The 16,673-nt window shown below is 65.4% G+C and carries 16 protein-coding genes and 1 tRNA gene; 5 read left to right on the top strand and 12 right to left on the bottom strand.

Annotated elements, in window-relative coordinates:
- Positions 1-33: 33 nt before the first annotated feature.
- On the bottom strand, positions 34-390 hold the full coding sequence (locus FM113_RS11275; RefSeq protein ID WP_087014734.1) for an META domain-containing protein: 357 nt from the start codon (positions 388-390) through the stop codon (positions 34-36).
- A 157-nt stretch (positions 391-547) separates the two neighbouring features.
- A tRNA-Cys gene (locus FM113_RS18180) sits at positions 548-617 on the bottom strand.
- A 135-nt stretch (positions 618-752) separates the two neighbouring features.
- Here FM113_RS18180 and FM113_RS11270 point away from each other — a divergent pair.
- Together FM113_RS11270 and FM113_RS11265 are read left to right on the top strand one after the other, a co-directional pair.
- Positions 753-1,550: a YggS family pyridoxal phosphate-dependent enzyme gene (locus FM113_RS11270; protein WP_087014732.1), complete on the top strand. Its 798-nt coding sequence runs from the start codon at positions 753-755 to the stop codon at positions 1,548-1,550.
- Between the two features lie 171 nt (positions 1,551-1,721).
- Complete coding sequence (locus FM113_RS11265; RefSeq protein WP_087014730.1) at positions 1,722-1,991, top strand: GlsB/YeaQ/YmgE family stress response membrane protein; 270 nt, start codon at positions 1,722-1,724, stop codon at positions 1,989-1,991.
- A gap of 79 nt (positions 1,992-2,070) precedes the next feature.
- Here FM113_RS11265 and FM113_RS11260 read toward each other — a convergent pair whose 3' ends face one another.
- The 4 genes from FM113_RS11260 to FM113_RS11245 all read right to left on the bottom strand — a co-directional run bounded on the left by FM113_RS11260 (position 2,071) and on the right by FM113_RS11245 (position 7,018).
- Entirely contained in the window at positions 2,071-4,392 is a 2,322-nt protein-coding gene (locus FM113_RS11260) for an AAA family ATPase (RefSeq protein ID WP_254908979.1), read from the bottom strand.
- 10 nt (positions 4,393-4,402) lie between these two features.
- The gene (locus FM113_RS11255) at positions 4,403-5,278 is read right to left on the bottom strand and encodes a CPBP family intramembrane glutamic endopeptidase (RefSeq protein WP_254908978.1); all 876 of its coding nucleotides are present in this window, start codon (positions 5,276-5,278) and stop codon (positions 4,403-4,405) included.
- A 125-nt stretch (positions 5,279-5,403) separates the two neighbouring features.
- Positions 5,404-6,678, bottom strand: coding sequence for an NAD(P)/FAD-dependent oxidoreductase (locus FM113_RS11250; RefSeq protein WP_087014727.1), 1,275 nt, complete (start codon positions 6,676-6,678; stop codon positions 5,404-5,406).
- A 1-nt stretch (position 6,679) separates the two neighbouring features.
- On the bottom strand, positions 6,680-7,018 hold the full coding sequence (locus FM113_RS11245; protein ID WP_087014725.1) for a 2Fe-2S iron-sulfur cluster-binding protein: 339 nt from the start codon (positions 7,016-7,018) through the stop codon (positions 6,680-6,682).
- Positions 7,019-7,147: 129 nt separating this feature from the next.
- Between FM113_RS11245 and FM113_RS11240 the strand changes: the two genes are divergently transcribed.
- The 3 genes from FM113_RS11240 to FM113_RS11230 all read left to right on the top strand — a co-directional run bounded on the left by FM113_RS11240 (position 7,148) and on the right by FM113_RS11230 (position 11,015).
- Positions 7,148-8,110 carry a LysR family transcriptional regulator gene (locus FM113_RS11240; RefSeq protein WP_176387188.1) on the top strand — a complete coding sequence of 321 codons (963 nt, stop codon included), beginning with the start codon at positions 7,148-7,150 and terminating at the stop codon, positions 8,108-8,110.
- Positions 8,111-8,246: 136 nt separating this feature from the next.
- The gene (locus FM113_RS11235; protein WP_087014721.1) at positions 8,247-9,476 is read left to right on the top strand and encodes a cytochrome P450; all 1,230 of its coding nucleotides are present in this window, start codon (positions 8,247-8,249) and stop codon (positions 9,474-9,476) included.
- A gap of 144 nt (positions 9,477-9,620) precedes the next feature.
- Entirely contained in the window at positions 9,621-11,015 is a 1,395-nt protein-coding gene (locus FM113_RS11230) for an MFS transporter (protein WP_087014719.1), read from the top strand.
- 103 nt (positions 11,016-11,118) lie between these two features.
- On the opposite strand, the gene FM113_RS11225 is transcribed toward FM113_RS11230, so the two are convergent.
- The 6 genes from FM113_RS11225 to FM113_RS11200 form a co-directional block, all read right to left on the bottom strand.
- Positions 11,119-12,363, bottom strand: coding sequence for a flavin reductase (locus FM113_RS11225; protein ID WP_140393350.1), 1,245 nt, complete (start codon positions 12,361-12,363; stop codon positions 11,119-11,121).
- Complete coding sequence (locus FM113_RS11220; protein ID WP_087014714.1) at positions 12,360-13,136, bottom strand: alpha/beta fold hydrolase; 777 nt, start codon at positions 13,134-13,136, stop codon at positions 12,360-12,362. Before FM113_RS11220 ends, FM113_RS11225 begins: the two co-directional genes overlap by 4 nt.
- Before the next feature lie 115 nt (positions 13,137-13,251).
- Entirely contained in the window at positions 13,252-14,505 is a 1,254-nt protein-coding gene (locus FM113_RS11215) for an acyl-CoA dehydrogenase family protein (protein WP_087014712.1), read from the bottom strand.
- Positions 14,502-14,981, bottom strand: coding sequence for a carboxymuconolactone decarboxylase family protein (locus FM113_RS11210; protein ID WP_087014710.1), 480 nt, complete (start codon positions 14,979-14,981; stop codon positions 14,502-14,504). Before FM113_RS11210 ends, FM113_RS11215 begins: the two co-directional genes overlap by 4 nt.
- Positions 14,974-15,927 carry a fumarylacetoacetate hydrolase family protein gene (locus tag FM113_RS11205; protein ID WP_217896000.1) on the bottom strand — a complete coding sequence of 318 codons (954 nt, stop codon included), beginning with the start codon at positions 15,925-15,927 and terminating at the stop codon, positions 14,974-14,976. Before FM113_RS11205 ends, FM113_RS11210 begins: the two co-directional genes overlap by 8 nt.
- Positions 15,924-16,535, bottom strand: a complete 612-nt coding sequence (locus tag FM113_RS11200; protein WP_087014708.1) for a VOC family protein — start codon at positions 16,533-16,535, stop codon at positions 15,924-15,926. The genes FM113_RS11205 and FM113_RS11200 overlap by 4 nt, the downstream gene beginning before the upstream one ends.
- Between the last annotated feature and the right edge of the window lie 138 nt (positions 16,536-16,673).

The following is a 16,673-nucleotide window of genomic DNA, read 5'->3' as shown; positions in this document are numbered from 1 at the left end:
GCGCAGGTGCGAGACAGGCTCACGCGCAGGGGGCTACTTGCGGGTGAGCGTGCCGATTTCCTTGCCGCTGGTGTCAAGAACCGTCAGCGTGTCTCCAGAAACCGTGGCACTGCCGGCGGCCGACAGCCAGGTGTCAACGCCCTCGCACAGCTTTCGGGTGCTTGCGAACTGGCCGAAATCGAGCGTGCCCTCGGCAATCTCCCCCGTTCCCATGAGCCGATTGCACCCGTCGGTCCCTGTGAACTCGCCGTCCTCGGCGATCTCAAGCTGGGGCGCTTCCGCACCAGACCCCGTCCAGGTCCCGGCAAAGCTCGCGCCCGCCGAGCAGCCGGTGAAGGCGAGCAGCGCGGCTGCGGCGAGTGTGGCGGTGATCAACTTCGTGCGACGCATGGGAGCCCCATCTCTCTCGGTGCAGGATCCTGCCAAACAGGTTCTGGTTGCAGTGTATCCAGCAAGTCGAGCCTATGTGCCAGCGACGCGCACCCAGTGGAGACTGGCTGCGCGGCGAATGCCGGGGACAGGGCACATCGCGTCACAAGATCATTCGAGGTGGGTGCAGGAGTCGAACCTGCATACACGGCCTTGCGGGCCGCAACCTGCCATTCGGTCACCCCACCGTGGCTGCGGAGCAGCCGGAGACACACGCGTCTCCTCGCCAGGCTAGGCCAGCGGCCCGCAGGAGGTCAAACCGCACGCCGAGGCACACCCACCCGTCCTGGCGGACCCCGCACCGCCCTGCTACAGTTTGACCTATGACAAACGAACTGGACGCGGATCTGCCGGTGCACAACTTCCCGACCGCAACGTCGGTCACCGAGTTCGTGCAGAACATCGCTGAGGTGCGCAGCCGCATTGCCGACGCCGCCGAACGCGTGGGCCGCAACCCGAACGAGGTTCGCCTCCTCCCCGTGAGCAAGACTGTCCCTGAGGACCGCGTCCGCCTCGCGGTGCAGGCAGGCTGCCGCGAACTCGGTGAGAACAAAGCGCAAGAGGCGAAGCGAAAGTCCGAAAACCTCGCGGATCTGGGTGTGGCATGGTCCGTGATCGGGCATCTTCAGACAAACAAGGCCCGCGACGTCGCGGCCTTCGCTACAGAGTTCCAGGCCCTCGACAATCTGCGCGCCGCGGCCGCACTCGACCGACGACTCCAGGCGGCCGGCCGATCCCTCGATGTGTTCGTGCAGGTCAACACCTCGGCGGAGCCCCAGAAGTACGGCCTCGCCCCCGAGGACACTGCGGCGTTCCTCCGCGAGCTCCCGAAGTTCTCCTCGCTTCGCGTGCGCGGCCTCATGACGCTCGCGATCTTCAGCAGCGACGTGCCCCGCGTGCGCGAGTGCTTTGTGCGACTGCGAACCCTCCGGGATCAGCTCCGCGACACGAATCCAGATCTGCTCGGCGACGCGGGGCTGTCGATGGGAATGTCGGGCGACTATGAAGTCGCGATTGAGGAAGGTGCCACCTGCGTGCGGGTCGGGCAGGCAATCTTCGGGAAACGCCAGACCCCTGACTCCGAGTACTGGCCCGAGATGGCGACCGAGGATCCGGCCTAGCCTGGTTCCCGGCACCACAGGCGCTCAGCGATTCCGCAATTCTTGATCAGGTTGCGGGACGATATCGAATTAGCGCCACACGACGCAAGCCCTAGCCATGTGTACTGATCAGGACTAACCTCGTCAACACACCGGGCGAATGCCGCTCGGACGGAAGAAAGGGGCTGAACCATGGGTTTCTTCGCATTTCTGATTCTCGGACTGATCGCGGGTGCAATCGCCAAAGCGATTCTGCCCGGCGAACACGGCGGTGGCTGGTTCGTCACGATGTTGCTTGGCGTCGTCGGGGCAATGCTCGGCGGCTGGCTTGGCGGCATGCTCTTCAATGCTGATCTTGGATCGTTCTGGTCGCTCTCGTCGTGGCTGCTGGCCATTGGCGGATCGATCATCGTCCTGCTGCTCTACGGCCTGATCACAGGCGGTAAGAAGAGAGCAAACTAGCGCCCCAGCGCACGCATCACCGAGGGGGGTCAATCCACGGATTGGCCCCCCTCGGTGATGTCACAGGCGGTTTCGCTGCTCAGTACTTCTTCGCGAGTGCCCAGTCGAGAAATTCTTCTGCCGCGAGTACTGGCTTCTCCCAGAGCGCCGCCTTCTTGGCTTTCCCGGACTGGGTGCCGCGCTGCGCGACAACGAGCACATCGGTCTTGGTCTTGGTCATGTTCTCGGAGATCCCCAGGCCCCGATCCCGCGCCAACTGCCACATGTCTTCCCGGCCGAACACGCCGTGGCGCGCCGAGTCCACCTCGCCCGTGAAGCACACGCGCGCACCGGGCCGCAGCACGCTGTCGAGCGACGCCGCGGCCGCAAGTTCAAAGCCCTGGGGCAGCACACGCACCCCAAAGTGCTGCTCCACATCGCGCAATCGTGCCACAACCTTGTGGTCACGATCAACAACGCGATCCCACGCAGCGGCCAGGTGATCCGCAAGGACCTGGGCGGTGTCGTCCGTGGCGGTCAACATGCCACCGACGGTGAACGCCTCGGGCCCAGACTCCCCCTGCGCCCCGGTGGTGCGCCGCATCAGATAGCCCGCGTCGCTCCCCTGGTGCGCAAACGCCTGCCCGTTGGACTCCAGCAGGGCGCGCGGGGACTCCCGCTCGATCCGCTCGGCGATATCCCGGAGCGCACGCGCGCGGTCCAGCGCTGTCTGAGCGCGCAGCGCAGCCCGTTCCCCACCCGTCAAGAGCCGTTCCGGTAGTTCCGCTCCGAGCGGGATTCGCGCGACGATGTCGTTGCGTTTGAGCTCAAAGTCGATAAGCCCGAGCGCCGTATCGATCCCGACGCCTGTCGGGATGCGACTCACGAGCAGCGGCGCAAGCGCAGACCAGGCCTGTGCGAGCACCGGTGCGAGAGCCACGTCGCGGGTCGTCAACCCAAAGTCGCGATGCGCGGAGTACAGATCGCTCGTCGGGTTAACGACCGTGGTGGCCTCGTCGCCTTCGTCGGTGACAACCGCAATTTCCACGGGCCGGGGCCGGTACCGATCCCCCTCCCGCCCCACGGTCAAGATCGCGAGGAACACCCGCCCGAGCATCTCACTGTTCGTCTGCCCGGACTCGAGGAATCGGCGCACCAAAATGTCGGTCTTCAGGTCCCGCGGCAGCACGTCACGCTTAAGGACGAGACCCGCAAGACTGGTGCAGCGGCTCAACGCCACATAGAGCTGACCATTGGCGAAGGTGCCGCCGGTGAGATCGACAACCACGCGGTCAAGCGTCTGGCCCTGGCTCTTGTGAATCGTGATCGCCCACGCAAGCTGCATCGGCAGTTGCGTGAACGATCCTACGACGCGGTGCTCGAGGGATCCGCCACTCACTGTCGGCCGCGTCACGTCCCAGATGTGCGGGCGCACCGACACCGTCTGGCCTTCGCGCAGCGCGACCCGGATCACGGGCCCGTCAGCGTCCGTGCCTATGCGCTCGACCCGGCCCAGGCTGCCATTGACCCAGCGATCCGCCGGATCGTTGTTCAGCAGCATGACCTGCGCGCCCACCGCGAGCTGCAGGCGCTCGTCCGCTGGATACTCAAAGCCGTCCATCTCCCCCGCGACCTCCGCGGTGAATGTGACCGGATCTGCGCCCAACCGTTCCAGCATCTGCCTGTTGCGGGCCCCCACGATCCGATTCGTTGTGGCGAGTGTGAGCCAAAACTCGTCAAGCGGTGGCTCGAATTCGGAGTCGGTGCGTGTGTTGAGCTCGGCCCGGGCACCGTCGAGCAGGGTCCCCTCACGCACCGCGTTCAGCAGGTCCACCAACCGCGAATCGCCGAGTTGTCGAAACACCGTGCTCAGTTCAACAGTGGGGAACCGCTCGCGATCGAACGCGTCGGCGGAGAAGAAATACGGGGTGCCGTAGCGATTCGCGATGAACTCTGCCTCGCCCGGCGGCACCACGGGCGGCAGCTGGTATAGGTCACCGACGAGCACGAGCTGCACACCACCAAGCGGCTCGCCAGGCCGGGGGCCGAATCGTTCGAGCGCCGCCACCATCGCGTCGAACAGGTCGGCGCGCACCATCGACACCTCGTCGACGATGAGGGTATCCAGTTCCTTCAGTGCGTCCGCGAAGCGTCCCGGGTAATAGCGACCCGCGCGCACAGTCTCCGCGCTCAGGCCCGTGAAAAAAGAAAACAGACGGTGGATCGTGTAGCCATCGACGTTCAACGCCGCGATCCCCGTTGGCGCGACGGTGATCGCATTGCGATCCGTCTCTGCAAGAAAGCGCCGGATCAGCGTCGATTTGCCGGTGCCAGCTCTGCCTGTGAGGAATACGTTTCGGCCGCCGTGCAGCAGTTCGAGGGCGTGCGCGAACTCCGGCGTGATGGTGAGCGTGTGAGTCACAGGAGGCAGTCTATTCGGGGTGGGGCTCCCCCGCCCGCGGCTTCCACTCCGAATGACCCCGGATACAGAACAGCAGGATCAACCCGGCCCCGATCACGAAGAAGTTGCCGAGGCCCGCGAACGCTGCGAGCCCGCCGCCCCCCGGAAATTCGGCCAGCAGCGCGGTGGACGGGTCCGTCGCGGCGTGCAGCAGGATCGGCCAGATCAGGTTTCCGGTGACGCGCAGCGTGAGGTACATCAGGATCCCGAACGCGAAGGTGTACACGAGTTGAATCAGCGTGGTGAGCAGATCCTGCCCACCCAGAAGATTGCCGGCGTGCAGCGCCGAGAAGAGCGCCGCGGAAATCGTGGCTACCGCGATCTCCCGATATCCGGCGCGGCGGAGCAACTGCACGACAAAGCCACGAGCCAGCACCTCTTCGGCAAAGCCGATGAACAGTCCAGACACCAGCCACCCCAGAACGAGGTTGGTGCCTGCCGCACCGTAGTCAATTGCGGCGAAGTGCAGCACGGCAAAGATGAGCGGAATCGCGACGCCGATCCACATCCACCACCGGCCGTGCACCGGCTGCGGCCCGAACAATTCACGCAGCCACCGCACTGAGAGACCGAACACCACCAGGATCACGCCGCCCAGCGCGATCGGAAGCGCGTAGGACAGCCAGATGTTTGCGTCAGGGTTGTCCCGGTTCGCCGCGGCAAGGGGCGAAACAACAAGGACTGCAAGCCCCTGGTAGAGGCCGTAGTACACGGCGACAAGCAGGAGCGCACGCCACCACCCGCCACGCTCCCAGAAACGCTGCCACGCAGAGTGTGATTCAGTGTGGTGCATCATGAGCGCCTCTTCCCCGAGTCGTGCCGCGCCGGTTGGGCCGCGGGTACCCATGGAATGAGTGTAGAGCTGTGGCGGAACGCATGGCGATGCCGGGCGCCAAAAAAAGCCAGTGACATCAGGACTCCGGCGACAATCACCGTCGTCGATTCTGTGTTGGGGTCTGCGACTCTTCCGCGTCAGAGTCCGTAACTCGCAAGCGCCCGACGCGCGCGCATGTGCGGCCCGGGGGCATTGATCGTTTCGACAGCAACCACTTCCCCTGCGCGCAGCCGTTCGACAACCAGTTTCCCGCCGGGCTCGTCGAGCAGGACCCGCGCGTCGTCCCCGGGCATCGCGATGCCCGCGATCTGCAGTCGCCGGTCTCCCTGCGTACTCCAGAACCAGGGCACCTCCCGGTACGGGGCTGGCACGTCGCTCGCACCCGTCAGGGGAGCCCGCTGCTGAGCCTCGGACCGCGGCTCAGTGAAGGGGCCGGTCTCGCTGAACCGCGCGGCAATCACCCCAGCGACATAGCGGGCCTGGTCAGTGGCGTTCTGCACGGACTCCACACGCATCTCAGTCCCCGCGTAGGTGCTGGGAAACCGCGCGCAGTCACCTATCGCGTACACGCGCTCGTCGGCAGTTCGCAGGTCACCGCGGACAACTACACCGCCGCCCGTTTCGAGCCCCGACGCTCGTGCCAGCTCGTCCCGCGGCTCGGCACCGATCGCGAGCACAACGCGCGCGGCCGGGACGATGCTGCCGTCGGCGAGTGTGACGCCTCCCACACACGGCACGTGCGGGCTGTCAGGTCCCGCAGCACACTGGCTCGCAGCCGTGAGCGCGACGACGCGCGCTTCGCAGCGGATGTCCACTCCCTTCTCGGCGTGATACCCCGCGAGTGCCGCCGCCGCCGCGGGGCTCAGCACGCGGCCGAGAATCTGAGACCCTCTCTCCAGGACTGTCACCGGGCCGAATTTTGCGGCTTCAACGGCAACTTCCAAATTCAGAAAGCCCCCGCCAATGAAGACTGTGGGTCCGCCGTGGGCCAGGTCCGCCCGGAGCGCATCGACGTCTACAATTGTGCGCACTGAGTGAATCCCGCCAAGCTCACTGCCCGGAACTGTCAGCCTGCGCGGAGCTGAGCCCGTCGCGAGAATCACCGCGGTGTAGGTCACTGAGCGCCCTGACGAAAGTCGCACTACGGACTCACTCCGGTCGAGTTCTTCGGCGCGGACCCCACGGTGCTGGGTGATCCCGTCCCGTTCGAGCGCTTCCGGGGCTCGGAGCAGGAGGTCGAGGGCGGATTCAGTCCCGGAAAGGTACCCTTTCGAGAGGGGCGGGCGCTGGTAGGGGTCGTGAGCCTCATCTCCAATCAGATGAATTCCCCCGGTCCAACCACGCTCGCGGAGGCTCACGGCAGCGGTTAGACCGGCCTGCCCTGCCCCGATGATCACCACGTCTCGTGTCATGTCACACCTGCGTTTCGGGGAGGCGAACGGTGATGTCTTCGAACGCCTCGCCCGCACGAAGCTGACAGCCGAGCCGGCTCTCCGCGTGCCGCGGCACAGCGGTGCAGTCGAGCATCTCGTCCTCGTCGTCAGAAATCTCTGGCAGTTGAGCCGCACTGACAGGTGCGCCGTCCACGCGCTCCACGAACACGTGACAGGTGGCACACATGGCTTGGCCTCCGCACTCGCCGACAATTCCGTCGACCCCGCCCAGAATTGCGGCTCGCATCACGCTCTGGCCCGGTTCGACGGTGAGCTCAGCGGGGGTGCCATCGCTCGCAACATAGGTGATTCTCGGCATCGGTGCCTCCTTGCACGGAATGGGTGACGGTTGAAGCGCCGCCGTGCTTCGATCATGGCCCAGCCTATTCCGCGAGGGAAGCGGGAATCACCGCTGTACTTTCCCGGATTAACCGGGATACTGGAGCGCATGAGTGACACTGATGTCCCCACGCTGAGCCCCGCAACCCAAACCCCACCCCTGCCATACACGCTCCGACAGCTCGAGTGTTTCCTTGCCGTTGCAGAATCGGGATCGATCGCGCGTGCAGCGCTCACCCTCAACGCTTCGGACTCGGCCGTCTCCGACTCGATCACCGCGCTCGAACGGTCGCTTGGCGCAGAACTGTTCCGGAGGCGTCGGTCCCGTGGCGCGACGCTCACCTCGGACGGAATCACGATCGTGCCGATCGCGCGTCGGATCCTCACCGAGGGTGCCGAACTCTCCGCGTCCGTAGGACGCGAGCTCAGCGCTATTATCGGCCCGGTCCGGATCGGCGTGCTCAATACCCTGGCCAGCGTGATCCTCCCCCGCCTCATCGTTGCGGTGCAGCGCGAGTACCCCGGGATCCACATCGAGTACCGCACCGGCGACCTGGAAAGTCTGTTGGCAGCGGCCGATCGGGGTGAGCTCGACCTCGTGGCAAGTTTCGACACGGGGATGCCACCGGAGTACCCGCGGATCGCCATCACCGTTACCCAAGCGATGCTCGTGGTCGCCGCAGACCACCCGCTCGCCGAGCGACGCTTCGTCTCGCTCACCGAGGTGGCCGACGAACCGATGATCATGCTCGACATCGTCGCGAGCCGATCCCACACCCTCGAGCTCATGTCGAGCCAGGGCATCACTCCCCGGATCGCGCATCGCACCCCGGACTACGAACTGTGCCGCGCACTCGTGGGCCGCGGCCTCGGGTACACCCTGCTCATGCGCCGCAACCTCGCTCCAGATACCTGGGACGGAACGAAGCTCGCCTACCTCAAGCTGGATCCGCCGCCGCGCACCACCGAGGTCCTCATGGTGTGGCCACAGAACCCGATCCCGCCCCGCGTGGCCGCGGTGCTCACCTGCGTAAAGCAGCTCCGTGCCGAGTATGAGGCGAGCATGGGGTAGCTCGCGCGACCCCAACGGTTCCCCGCTTTGCGCGGGATTGGATCCCGGAAATGACCGTTTGAGACGGGGAAGACTTCTGGGCAGCATGGAGCCAATCCCGGAAGCGCCCGGGCACGTCAGGGCAAAGGAGCAGACGATGACACACGCGCCCACCCCCGTTGCGACCCCAGTGGCCACGGGCTCGACCGGCACAATCCCGGTCGCGGACTGGTTCGACCCACACGAGGCCATGCACAATCCGTACCCGCAGTTTGCCCGGCTGCGCGAGCTCGGCCCGGTGGTCTACGCCCCCGCTGTGGGTCGCACATTCATCACGACACACGCAGCAGTCAGCGAGGCCGAGCAGCGCCCCGAGGTGTTCAGCTCCCAATCCGAAACAAACCTCACAATGGTGCGGGCGCTCGGGGGACGTCCCATGCTCCGCAAGGATGATCCAGCGCACGCCGCAGAGCGCTCCGCGATTAACCCCACACTGCGTCCGCGGGCGGTCACCCAGGTCTGGTCCCCACGATTCGCTGAAAACGTGGAGCGCTGGATCGATCATCTCCTCGAGCTCGGCCCCGAGCACGCGGACCTGAACCGGGACTTCGCAGCCCCCGTCGCCAGCCAGAATCTGATCGACATGCTCGGGTTTCCTGATTCGGTGAGTGTGGAAGACATGCGCCGGTGGTCAACCTCGTATATTGCTGGCATCGGGAATCTGCTCGACGATCCCGCGATCTGGGCGCGCTCCGACGCCAGTCAGGTTGAGGTGAATGTGGTGCTCGACGAACTCATCCCGCGCCTCGAACGCGAGCCCAATAGCTCGATCACCTCCCACCTGCTCCAGGTTGGGCTCCCCGAGGACGCGGTGCGCGCGAACGCCCACCTCACGATCTCCGGTGGAATGAACGAACCGCAGCACATGATCACCAACCTCGTGTGGGCGCTCTCCACGCACCCCGAGCAACGCGCCACCGTGCTGGCCGGGGAGGCCCCCTGGGGCGACGTGTTCGAGGAGGCTGCGCGCTGGCAGTCCCCCATCGGGATGGTGCCGCGGGAGGTCAACGTGGACACCGAGTTCCACGGCGCATTGCTCCCCGCGGGCACCAACGTCGGCCTCCTGCTCGCCAGCGCAAACCGGGACGCGACCGCTTTTCCTGATGCGGACCGTTTCGATGTGCGCCGGACCGCACGCGGCCACCTCGCATTCGGCAGCGGAGTGCACATGTGCGCCGGACGGTGGGCCGCAAAAAACGCCATAGCCGACCACGCGCTCCCCCGCCTGTACGAGCGCATCCCGACCCTGGAGCTTGCTCCAGACCGGACCCCCACCTGGGACGGTTGGGTATTCCGCGGCCTAACCGCCCTCCCCGTGACCTGGTAGGCGGACACACTCTCTTCCGGGGCAGCGCACCGACGTGCCGATCCGGCACTGATCCGGTGCGCTCCTCGCACTGCGCCGCGCCCCAACGACCCTCCTCCGCGCTCCACCTATCCACGACATGCAGATTCGACAAGGACGTCACTCATGACTCTCACTCCCACACGCCCCCAACCAACCTCGGTCCGAGAACGCCGAAAGGTTGTCGCGGCCTCCATTATCGGCACCACTATCGAGTGGTACGACTTCTTCATCTACGCGTTTGCCGCCAATCTTGTTCTGGCCCAGCTCTTCTTCCAGCCAGCAGGACCCGGCATGATGCAAATCCTCTCGCTGGTGACCATCGGGCTCTCGTTCCTATTCCGTCCGCTCGGAGCATTCCTCGCCGGACACTTCGGAGATAAGCTCGGCCGCCGACCCATGCTCGTGGTCACACTGCTCCTGATGGGTGTCGCGACCACCGGGATCGGACTCCTGCCAAGCTACGATTCAATCGGGATGGCGGCACCGATCATCCTGATCTTCCTCCGGATTCTGCAGGGCTTGTCCGCGGGCGGCGAGTGGGGTGGTGCCGTGCTCATGTCCGTGGAACACGCTCCCGTTCGGAAGCGCGGACTGTACGGGATTTTCCCACAGCTTGGGGTGCCGTTCGGGATGCTACTTGCATCCGCAATGCTCGCGCTCATGCAGCTGATCGCTCCTGGAGATGCCTTCCTAGCGTGGGGCTGGCGCGTACCGTTCCTGTTCTCGTTGGTGTTGATCGTGGTGGGCTTCATGATCCGCAGCTCCGTCGAGGAGTCGCCGGTGTTCGCCGAGATCGCACACACCAAACAGCAAGAATCTGCTCCAATCGCACGGGTGTTTAGGCACCACACGCCGCTCATCATCATCTGTGCACTGTTCTTCGCGGGGAACAACGCGGTGGGGTACATGCTCACCGGCGGCTATGTGCAGGGACTCGCTTCGCGGCCCGAGGACCAGGGCGGGCTCGGCTACAACCCGGTACACGTGCAGCTCGCAGTACTTACGGCCGCGGTGGTCTGGGCCGCATCCACACTCGTGGCCGGCATCCTCACCGATCGATTCGGCCGCAAGTCCGTGGTGACCGTCGGGTGGTTCGTGCAGGCCGCTGGCATCGTCCCGCTATTCCAGTTCGTGATCGGCGGCGGCGTACTCGGCGTTCTGCTGGGCACCTGTCTGCTCGCGGTTGGCCTTGGCCTCACCTACGGGCCGCAGGCTGTGTGGTACGCGGAGTCGTTCCCCGCCTCGGTACGGTACTCGGGCATCTCCATCAGCTACGCGATTGGTGGAATCCTGGGCGGCGCGTTCGCTCCAACAATCGCGCAGCTTCTGCTGCAGTCGTTCGGCACCACCTGGGCGATTGTCGTGTACTTGCTGTTCATGACGGCGCTCGGACTGCTTGCAACTTCGTTCTTGAAGGACCGCAGCGGGGTACCGCTCGACCTCGAGTTCGAGCGTTCCGGAGCGTGGGCCACGTGGACGCCCGGAACCGGTGAACCCCGTGCGGTGAACGCCGGATAGGCGGTACTCATTCGCCACGAAGCGAAACGAAAGCGGGGTTCGGGCTGCGGCCCGGGTCCCGCTTTCGTGAGGTTTCTTGCGAGTAACCCCACTCCCAAACTCCTCACCCGCCCAAGATCCCCGAGCATGCCCCGGCGCACCGGAGCGCTGCGGTCACGAGCGTGCCTTGTTCAGCACGAGACACCGGACGCGCAGGACCCCAAAGCGTGAGGCCGTAGGCCAGGCCGCCGTCGAAACCGTAGACCGGGACGGCGATCGATCGCAGTTCACCCGCAGCGAATTCGGGTGGGAGCCCAGCACTCCCCTTGCCGTTGTAGACGGCGTCGAAGTTCCGGAGCTCGGCGAGATACTCGGCTCGGCGAGCGGGGTCGCGTTTCGCGAGCTGCTGCGCCGCAGACACGATTCGTGCGTGGGCGTCGTGTCCGTAGGAAATCATGTAGCCGCGGGCACGCACCGCGTCGAGAACCGCAGCGTTTTGCTCACGGGTGTTCCCGGTGGTGACATCCGCATCGAGCCAGCGCTGGCGCAATGCGTCGGGTCCAAACGCAGCCTCGAGGGAGCCGAACGGCGCGGCGAACGGGAGCCGCTGGCCGACCCTCACGCGCAACGCCCGGGGGCCAGCCTGAGTTGCCGCGGCCACAACCACGGTTTCGTCCCCATCGAGGGCGTTGATCGTGACCGCGCAGCCTGTCGCTGCGGCGAGCGCGTCCATCTCGGGGCGGAGCAGGTCGACCTCGGCGAGCTGTGCGCGGAAGTCGTGGTCATTGCCCGTGCGCGAGGTGGAGGCGAAACGGCCAAAGCCGCCGCGGAAGAACACAAGCGGGTGGGCGGCGCTGACATGGTGTGCGTGGGTGACCCGCCCGACAACGAAGTCGTGATCGCCGAACGGCAGGATCTGCTCAACCGTACAGTCAATGTGCGCGATCGCGCCGTGAAGTGCCGGGTTCCCGTCATGACTCGCTGAGTGCGGGATCCCGGTGAGTCCAGGGGCACTGCCTGAGGCGAGACTTTGGCACAGGGCTTCCTGGTGGTCACTCACGATGTTGACGCAAAACTGTGTCAAGGTGGGCTTCGTGGCCAGCCAGGTGCGGGAAGCGTGCATCGCGAAGAAGCCCACAAGTTCGGGCTCATCGGACACGCGCAGGAAGGTGCCCACGACCTGCCCGCGCGGTACCCCGTCGGGGTCTCGGCTCGTGATGACGGTGACGCCCGTGGGATACTGGGCCATCACCTGGCGCAGGGTGGCAGGGCGCGGCGCGGCCACGGGCTGCGCGTCCTTGTCCGATACGCCATCTAAGACGACAGGGAGCCCTGCGCCGGCTACCCCGCCGGGGGCACCGGCAGTCACCGCGCCTGCGCTTCTGCTCGGATCAAGAACTCTTGCGCCAACGCGCCCACCTTGAGTGGTGCTTCGTCGAGCACATAGTGTCCGGCCCCGGAGATAGCGGCCACCCGCCAATCGGTGAGGAGCTCACTGAACTCCTGGGCCACTGCCCGTTCGGTGATCGAGGGATCGTGTTCCCCAACGACAGCGAGCGTTGGAACGCCACAGCCGGCCACGACGTCGCCACAGTCATCGCCCACCCAGGAGTGCAGATACGCACGGATCACCTCGGGTTCGGCCCGTTCCCCGGCCAGCACTGCCAAGCGATCGACCCAGTGACTTGGCCCTCGCTCCCCCAGCGACGCGGAGATCACCGCGCGCCGGCTCGCGGGTTCATCTGCAGCCGACACAAAAGTGCGCCATACCTCCGGCGGGAATACCTCGGAACCCAAGGGCACCGGTGCGAGTGCAAGCACCCGTTCCACCGTGGCCGGCGCGGTGGCCGCCGCGAGCAGCGCGGCCTTCCCGCCCATCGAGTGCCCAATCACGCTGAAACTGTCCCAGCCCAGGTTCCACCCCGCATCGAGTGCGTCGGAGGCAATTTCCGCGACGGAATACTCCCCCGCCACGTCTCGCGAGGGGCCGATCCCGCGGAGCGCCGGCCAGACACACTCCACTTCGGCGGGATCCAACGCCTCCTCCAAACGGTCAAATGAGTGCTCGTCCCCAAACCACCCGTGGATGCCGACAATTTTCCGCGGCCCGTGACCGTAGTGCCGCACATGAATACTCTGCATATCTCTCTCTCCGTGTACTCCGCACGCGTCATTGCGCGCAGGATCGCGGGATCCGGGCGCTGGAGGCACGGACCCCGGTGTCGGCGTGGGTGAGACGACTCTCCGCCGGCCAACATCAAATGAACGGTGTCAGTCCCGTGTGGTCGCGGTCGAGCAGGAGCAGCGCCTGCACGTCGGCCGGGACCTCGGGAGTGACAAGGCCGTGCCTAAGTCCGACCGAGAAGTCCCGCCAGACCCGCTGGAACGGATTGCTCTCCATGAACCCACTCGCCCCCTGCACAAACATGAGCTGGTTCACGGCTTCGTTGAGCAACCCGAGGGCGGTACCGAGATCAACTCGCAGTTGTGCGCGCTCGGCCACGGAGAGCTCTTCGCGCGCCTCGGCTGCGGCGACAATCCGGTCAGTCCAGCCGATCACCGACATGCGTCCCGTCGAGATCAGGCTCGAGGCGTGGGAGATCCGCATCTGCATCGCCGGCGAATCTCGCAGGTCCGTGTAGCTGCTGTACGAGATACGCTTACTCGATTTGGTGACCCGTTCCAGGGTCAGCTCGAGCGCGGCTTGCGCCAGCCCGAGCAGCGGGGCCGCGACCACGATCAGCGCCTGTGCGGCGAATGCCTGCCGGAAACTTGGATTGGCGTTCTGGTTCCCGAGCCCGTTGAACCGCAGCAGCCGGGAGAGCGGCATCGCCATGTGATCCGGCACGAACACGTCCTCCGCGATCACCGTGTTGCTGCCAGTACCGCGCATCCCAGCCGCGAACCACGTGTCCTCGACTCGCAGCTTGGACATTGGAATCAGTACGAGCCCGGACTCGGTGCCCCCGGCTCCGTCGTCGAGCGGGGCCGCATTGAGCGCCCAATCGGCGTACAGGCTGCCAGATGCGAAACCCCAGGTTGCAGATACCCGGAATCCACCGTCCACTTTGGTAGTGGTAGCCGTGGGCGCAAGCACCGCGATGGAACGGGCGTCTGGGTTGTTTCTAAACACCTCATCTCGCGCGGCTGGCGGGAACTGGGCAATGATTGATGCATTGTTGTTCGCGAGGAACGCGATCCAGGCCATCGACCCGTCTCCGCGACCCAATTCCGCTACCACGTCCATGTACGTACGAAGGTTGCCTTCGTACCCGCCGAACTCGGCGGGGGCACAGACCCGGAACAAGCCGGCGTCGGTGACTTCTGCGACGAGCTCTTCCGAGACAGTACGGCGCGCGTCGGATTCCCCGCCGGCCGCGCGCAGACGCTCAACGAGTCCGGCAGCGCGTGCCACGAGATCTGCGCGCAACGCACTCTGATCGACAGTTTCACGGGCGGGGGCTTCCCCGGAAGGCGCGGTCGGTGATCCCGGAGTGTGGGTGGCGTTCATGCGTGTTCTCCTTCGAACTGAGTGGACGGTGATGCAGAGGTGGGGTGGGTCTCTTGCCCATGCTGGGCACGAACTTCGCCAGCGATCCGGAACGCCTCGACCCCCGCGGGGATCCCGGCATACACGGCGAGGTGGATCAGAGTGTCCTGCAGTTCCTCGTCAGTCACGCCGTTGCGGAGCGCACCGGCGACGTGCAGCCGGAACTCATCGCTGCGACCCAGGGTGCCGATGATGGCGAGGTTGAGCAGGCTCTTGTCGCGTCGGCTGAGCGCGGTGCGCCCCCAGGAAGAGCCCCAGCAGTACTCGCTGACGAGATCCTGGAAGTCGCGTCCAAACTCTCCGGCCCGGTCATACGCCCGCGCCACATATTCCTCGCCCACAACGGCTTTCCGAATTCGGAGGCCGCGCTCTGCGGCACTCTCGGGCGGCCCCTCGGCGGTACTGCGCGTGGAGTTATCCTGGCTCGACTCAGTCATGACGCACCTCCGCCTCGACCGGATTACTCAGCACCCCGAGGCCATCGATCGCGACCTCAACACGGTCTCCTGGCCTGAGGAACTCCGCGGGGGTGCGCTTGAAGCCGACTCCGGCGGGGGTGCCCGTGGGGATGATGTCTCCGGGTTCGAGTTCCACAAACTCCGAGATATGGGAAATCAGCGTCGGGATGTCAAAGATCATCTCGCTTGTGTTGCCCCGCTGCTTCACGACCCCGTTGACTGTGGTCGTAATCTCAAGCGCGTGGGGATCAAGGCCCTCATCGGTCAGGGCAACCGCGGGACCGATCGGCCCGCTTGCCTGAAAATTCTTCCCCGCGGTGTACTGTGTCACGCGAAACTGGTAGTCGCGCACCGAAACATCATTGAAGATCGTGAAGCCGGCAACGTGGGACATGGCATCACGCTGTGCGATGTGCCGCCCGCCGGTACCGATCACAAGCGCGAGCTCGCCTTCCCAGTCCACCTGCTCCGAGACGGTGGGTACGATGATCGGCTCCTCATCAGCGAGCTGGGTGTTTGCAAACCGGGGGAACAGGATCGGGATCTCCGGGATTGGGAGGCCAGCCTCCTTCGCATGTTCGCGATAGTTCCGGGCGACGCAGATGATCTTTGGCGGGCGCGGGATCGGAACGAGCGTTGTGGTCTCCGCGATGGGGAAGATCAGTTCGCCAGCCCGAGCCGACTCGGGCGGTAGCCCCTCAGCGTGGGCCACGGCCGCCGCAATTGCATCGAGTGACGCAACACCTCCGGCGAGGATTCCGATCAGGTCATTCGGCACCTGCGCGGCCGCGAGCTCCTGCGCATTCCAGACTCCCCGGTCCCGCAACAGCTCGGCCATCGCACGCGTGGGGTCGACGTAGTGATCGCCGCGCAGGATTCCGATCCTGTCGATGCCGCGGGCACGGAACCGCGCCACGCGGGTCACGCGGTCCCTCCCGAGCGTGACGCCCGCAGCGTCGTCGCATCGAGTTCCCGCCAGCGTTCATCATCGAGCGAGGTCCGCAACCGCTCATACTCTGCGAAATCGAAGTCGTCGAGTTCGACCTCCTGGATCGGCGGGTAGGCGTGCGGCACGCCGTCCCACCCCACCTGGTCGATTTTCCAGTAGAACTCAAGCACGTTGCCGTCGGGGTCGAGCCCGTAGAAGCGAGCGTGATTGCCGGGGCCACCGATGCGCGCGTTCACAATGGGGATCGCGTCGGCGCGAAAGCGCCGATACAGCAAGACGAGATCTTCCTGCGTATCGAGCTCGAAGGCGATGTGGTGCAGGCCGAGCGTCCGGGCTCCGGGGACAGGTGCCCAGGGATCCCGCAGCGTAAAGATCGAAAGTCGGTGGTGGATCGTGTCTTCCGCCCCGCGTACGAAGGCACCTGCGAGAACGGCTACGCCGTGTCCCGCCCGGCCTTCGCCGTAGTCGAACATCTCGGTGAGTCGCATCCCGAGCACTTCGGTGTAAAAACGCACCGAACGATCGAGATCCGCCACCGCGATACCCACGTGCCCCAGGCGGGCGACGGTACCAGTGACTGCCATGTTGCTGTCCTCTCCATTGAAGCAGCCCCATCCCGTTTATCGAACAATAATGTCCGTTAAAACTACGCTTGTGGACGGCGTGGGTCAAGTGCTTGTGCGAAAATTCAAGTACAGTTCGAGTCACAACTGAGCCACACG

The organism is Leucobacter sp. 7(1) (genome assembly GCF_900163635.1).
In the GTDB taxonomy this organism is placed as follows: domain Bacteria; phylum Actinomycetota; class Actinomycetes; order Actinomycetales; family Microbacteriaceae; genus Leucobacter.
Note: the sequence above shows the minus strand (reverse complement) of the source record. Positions and strands in the feature narration are given on the sequence as shown.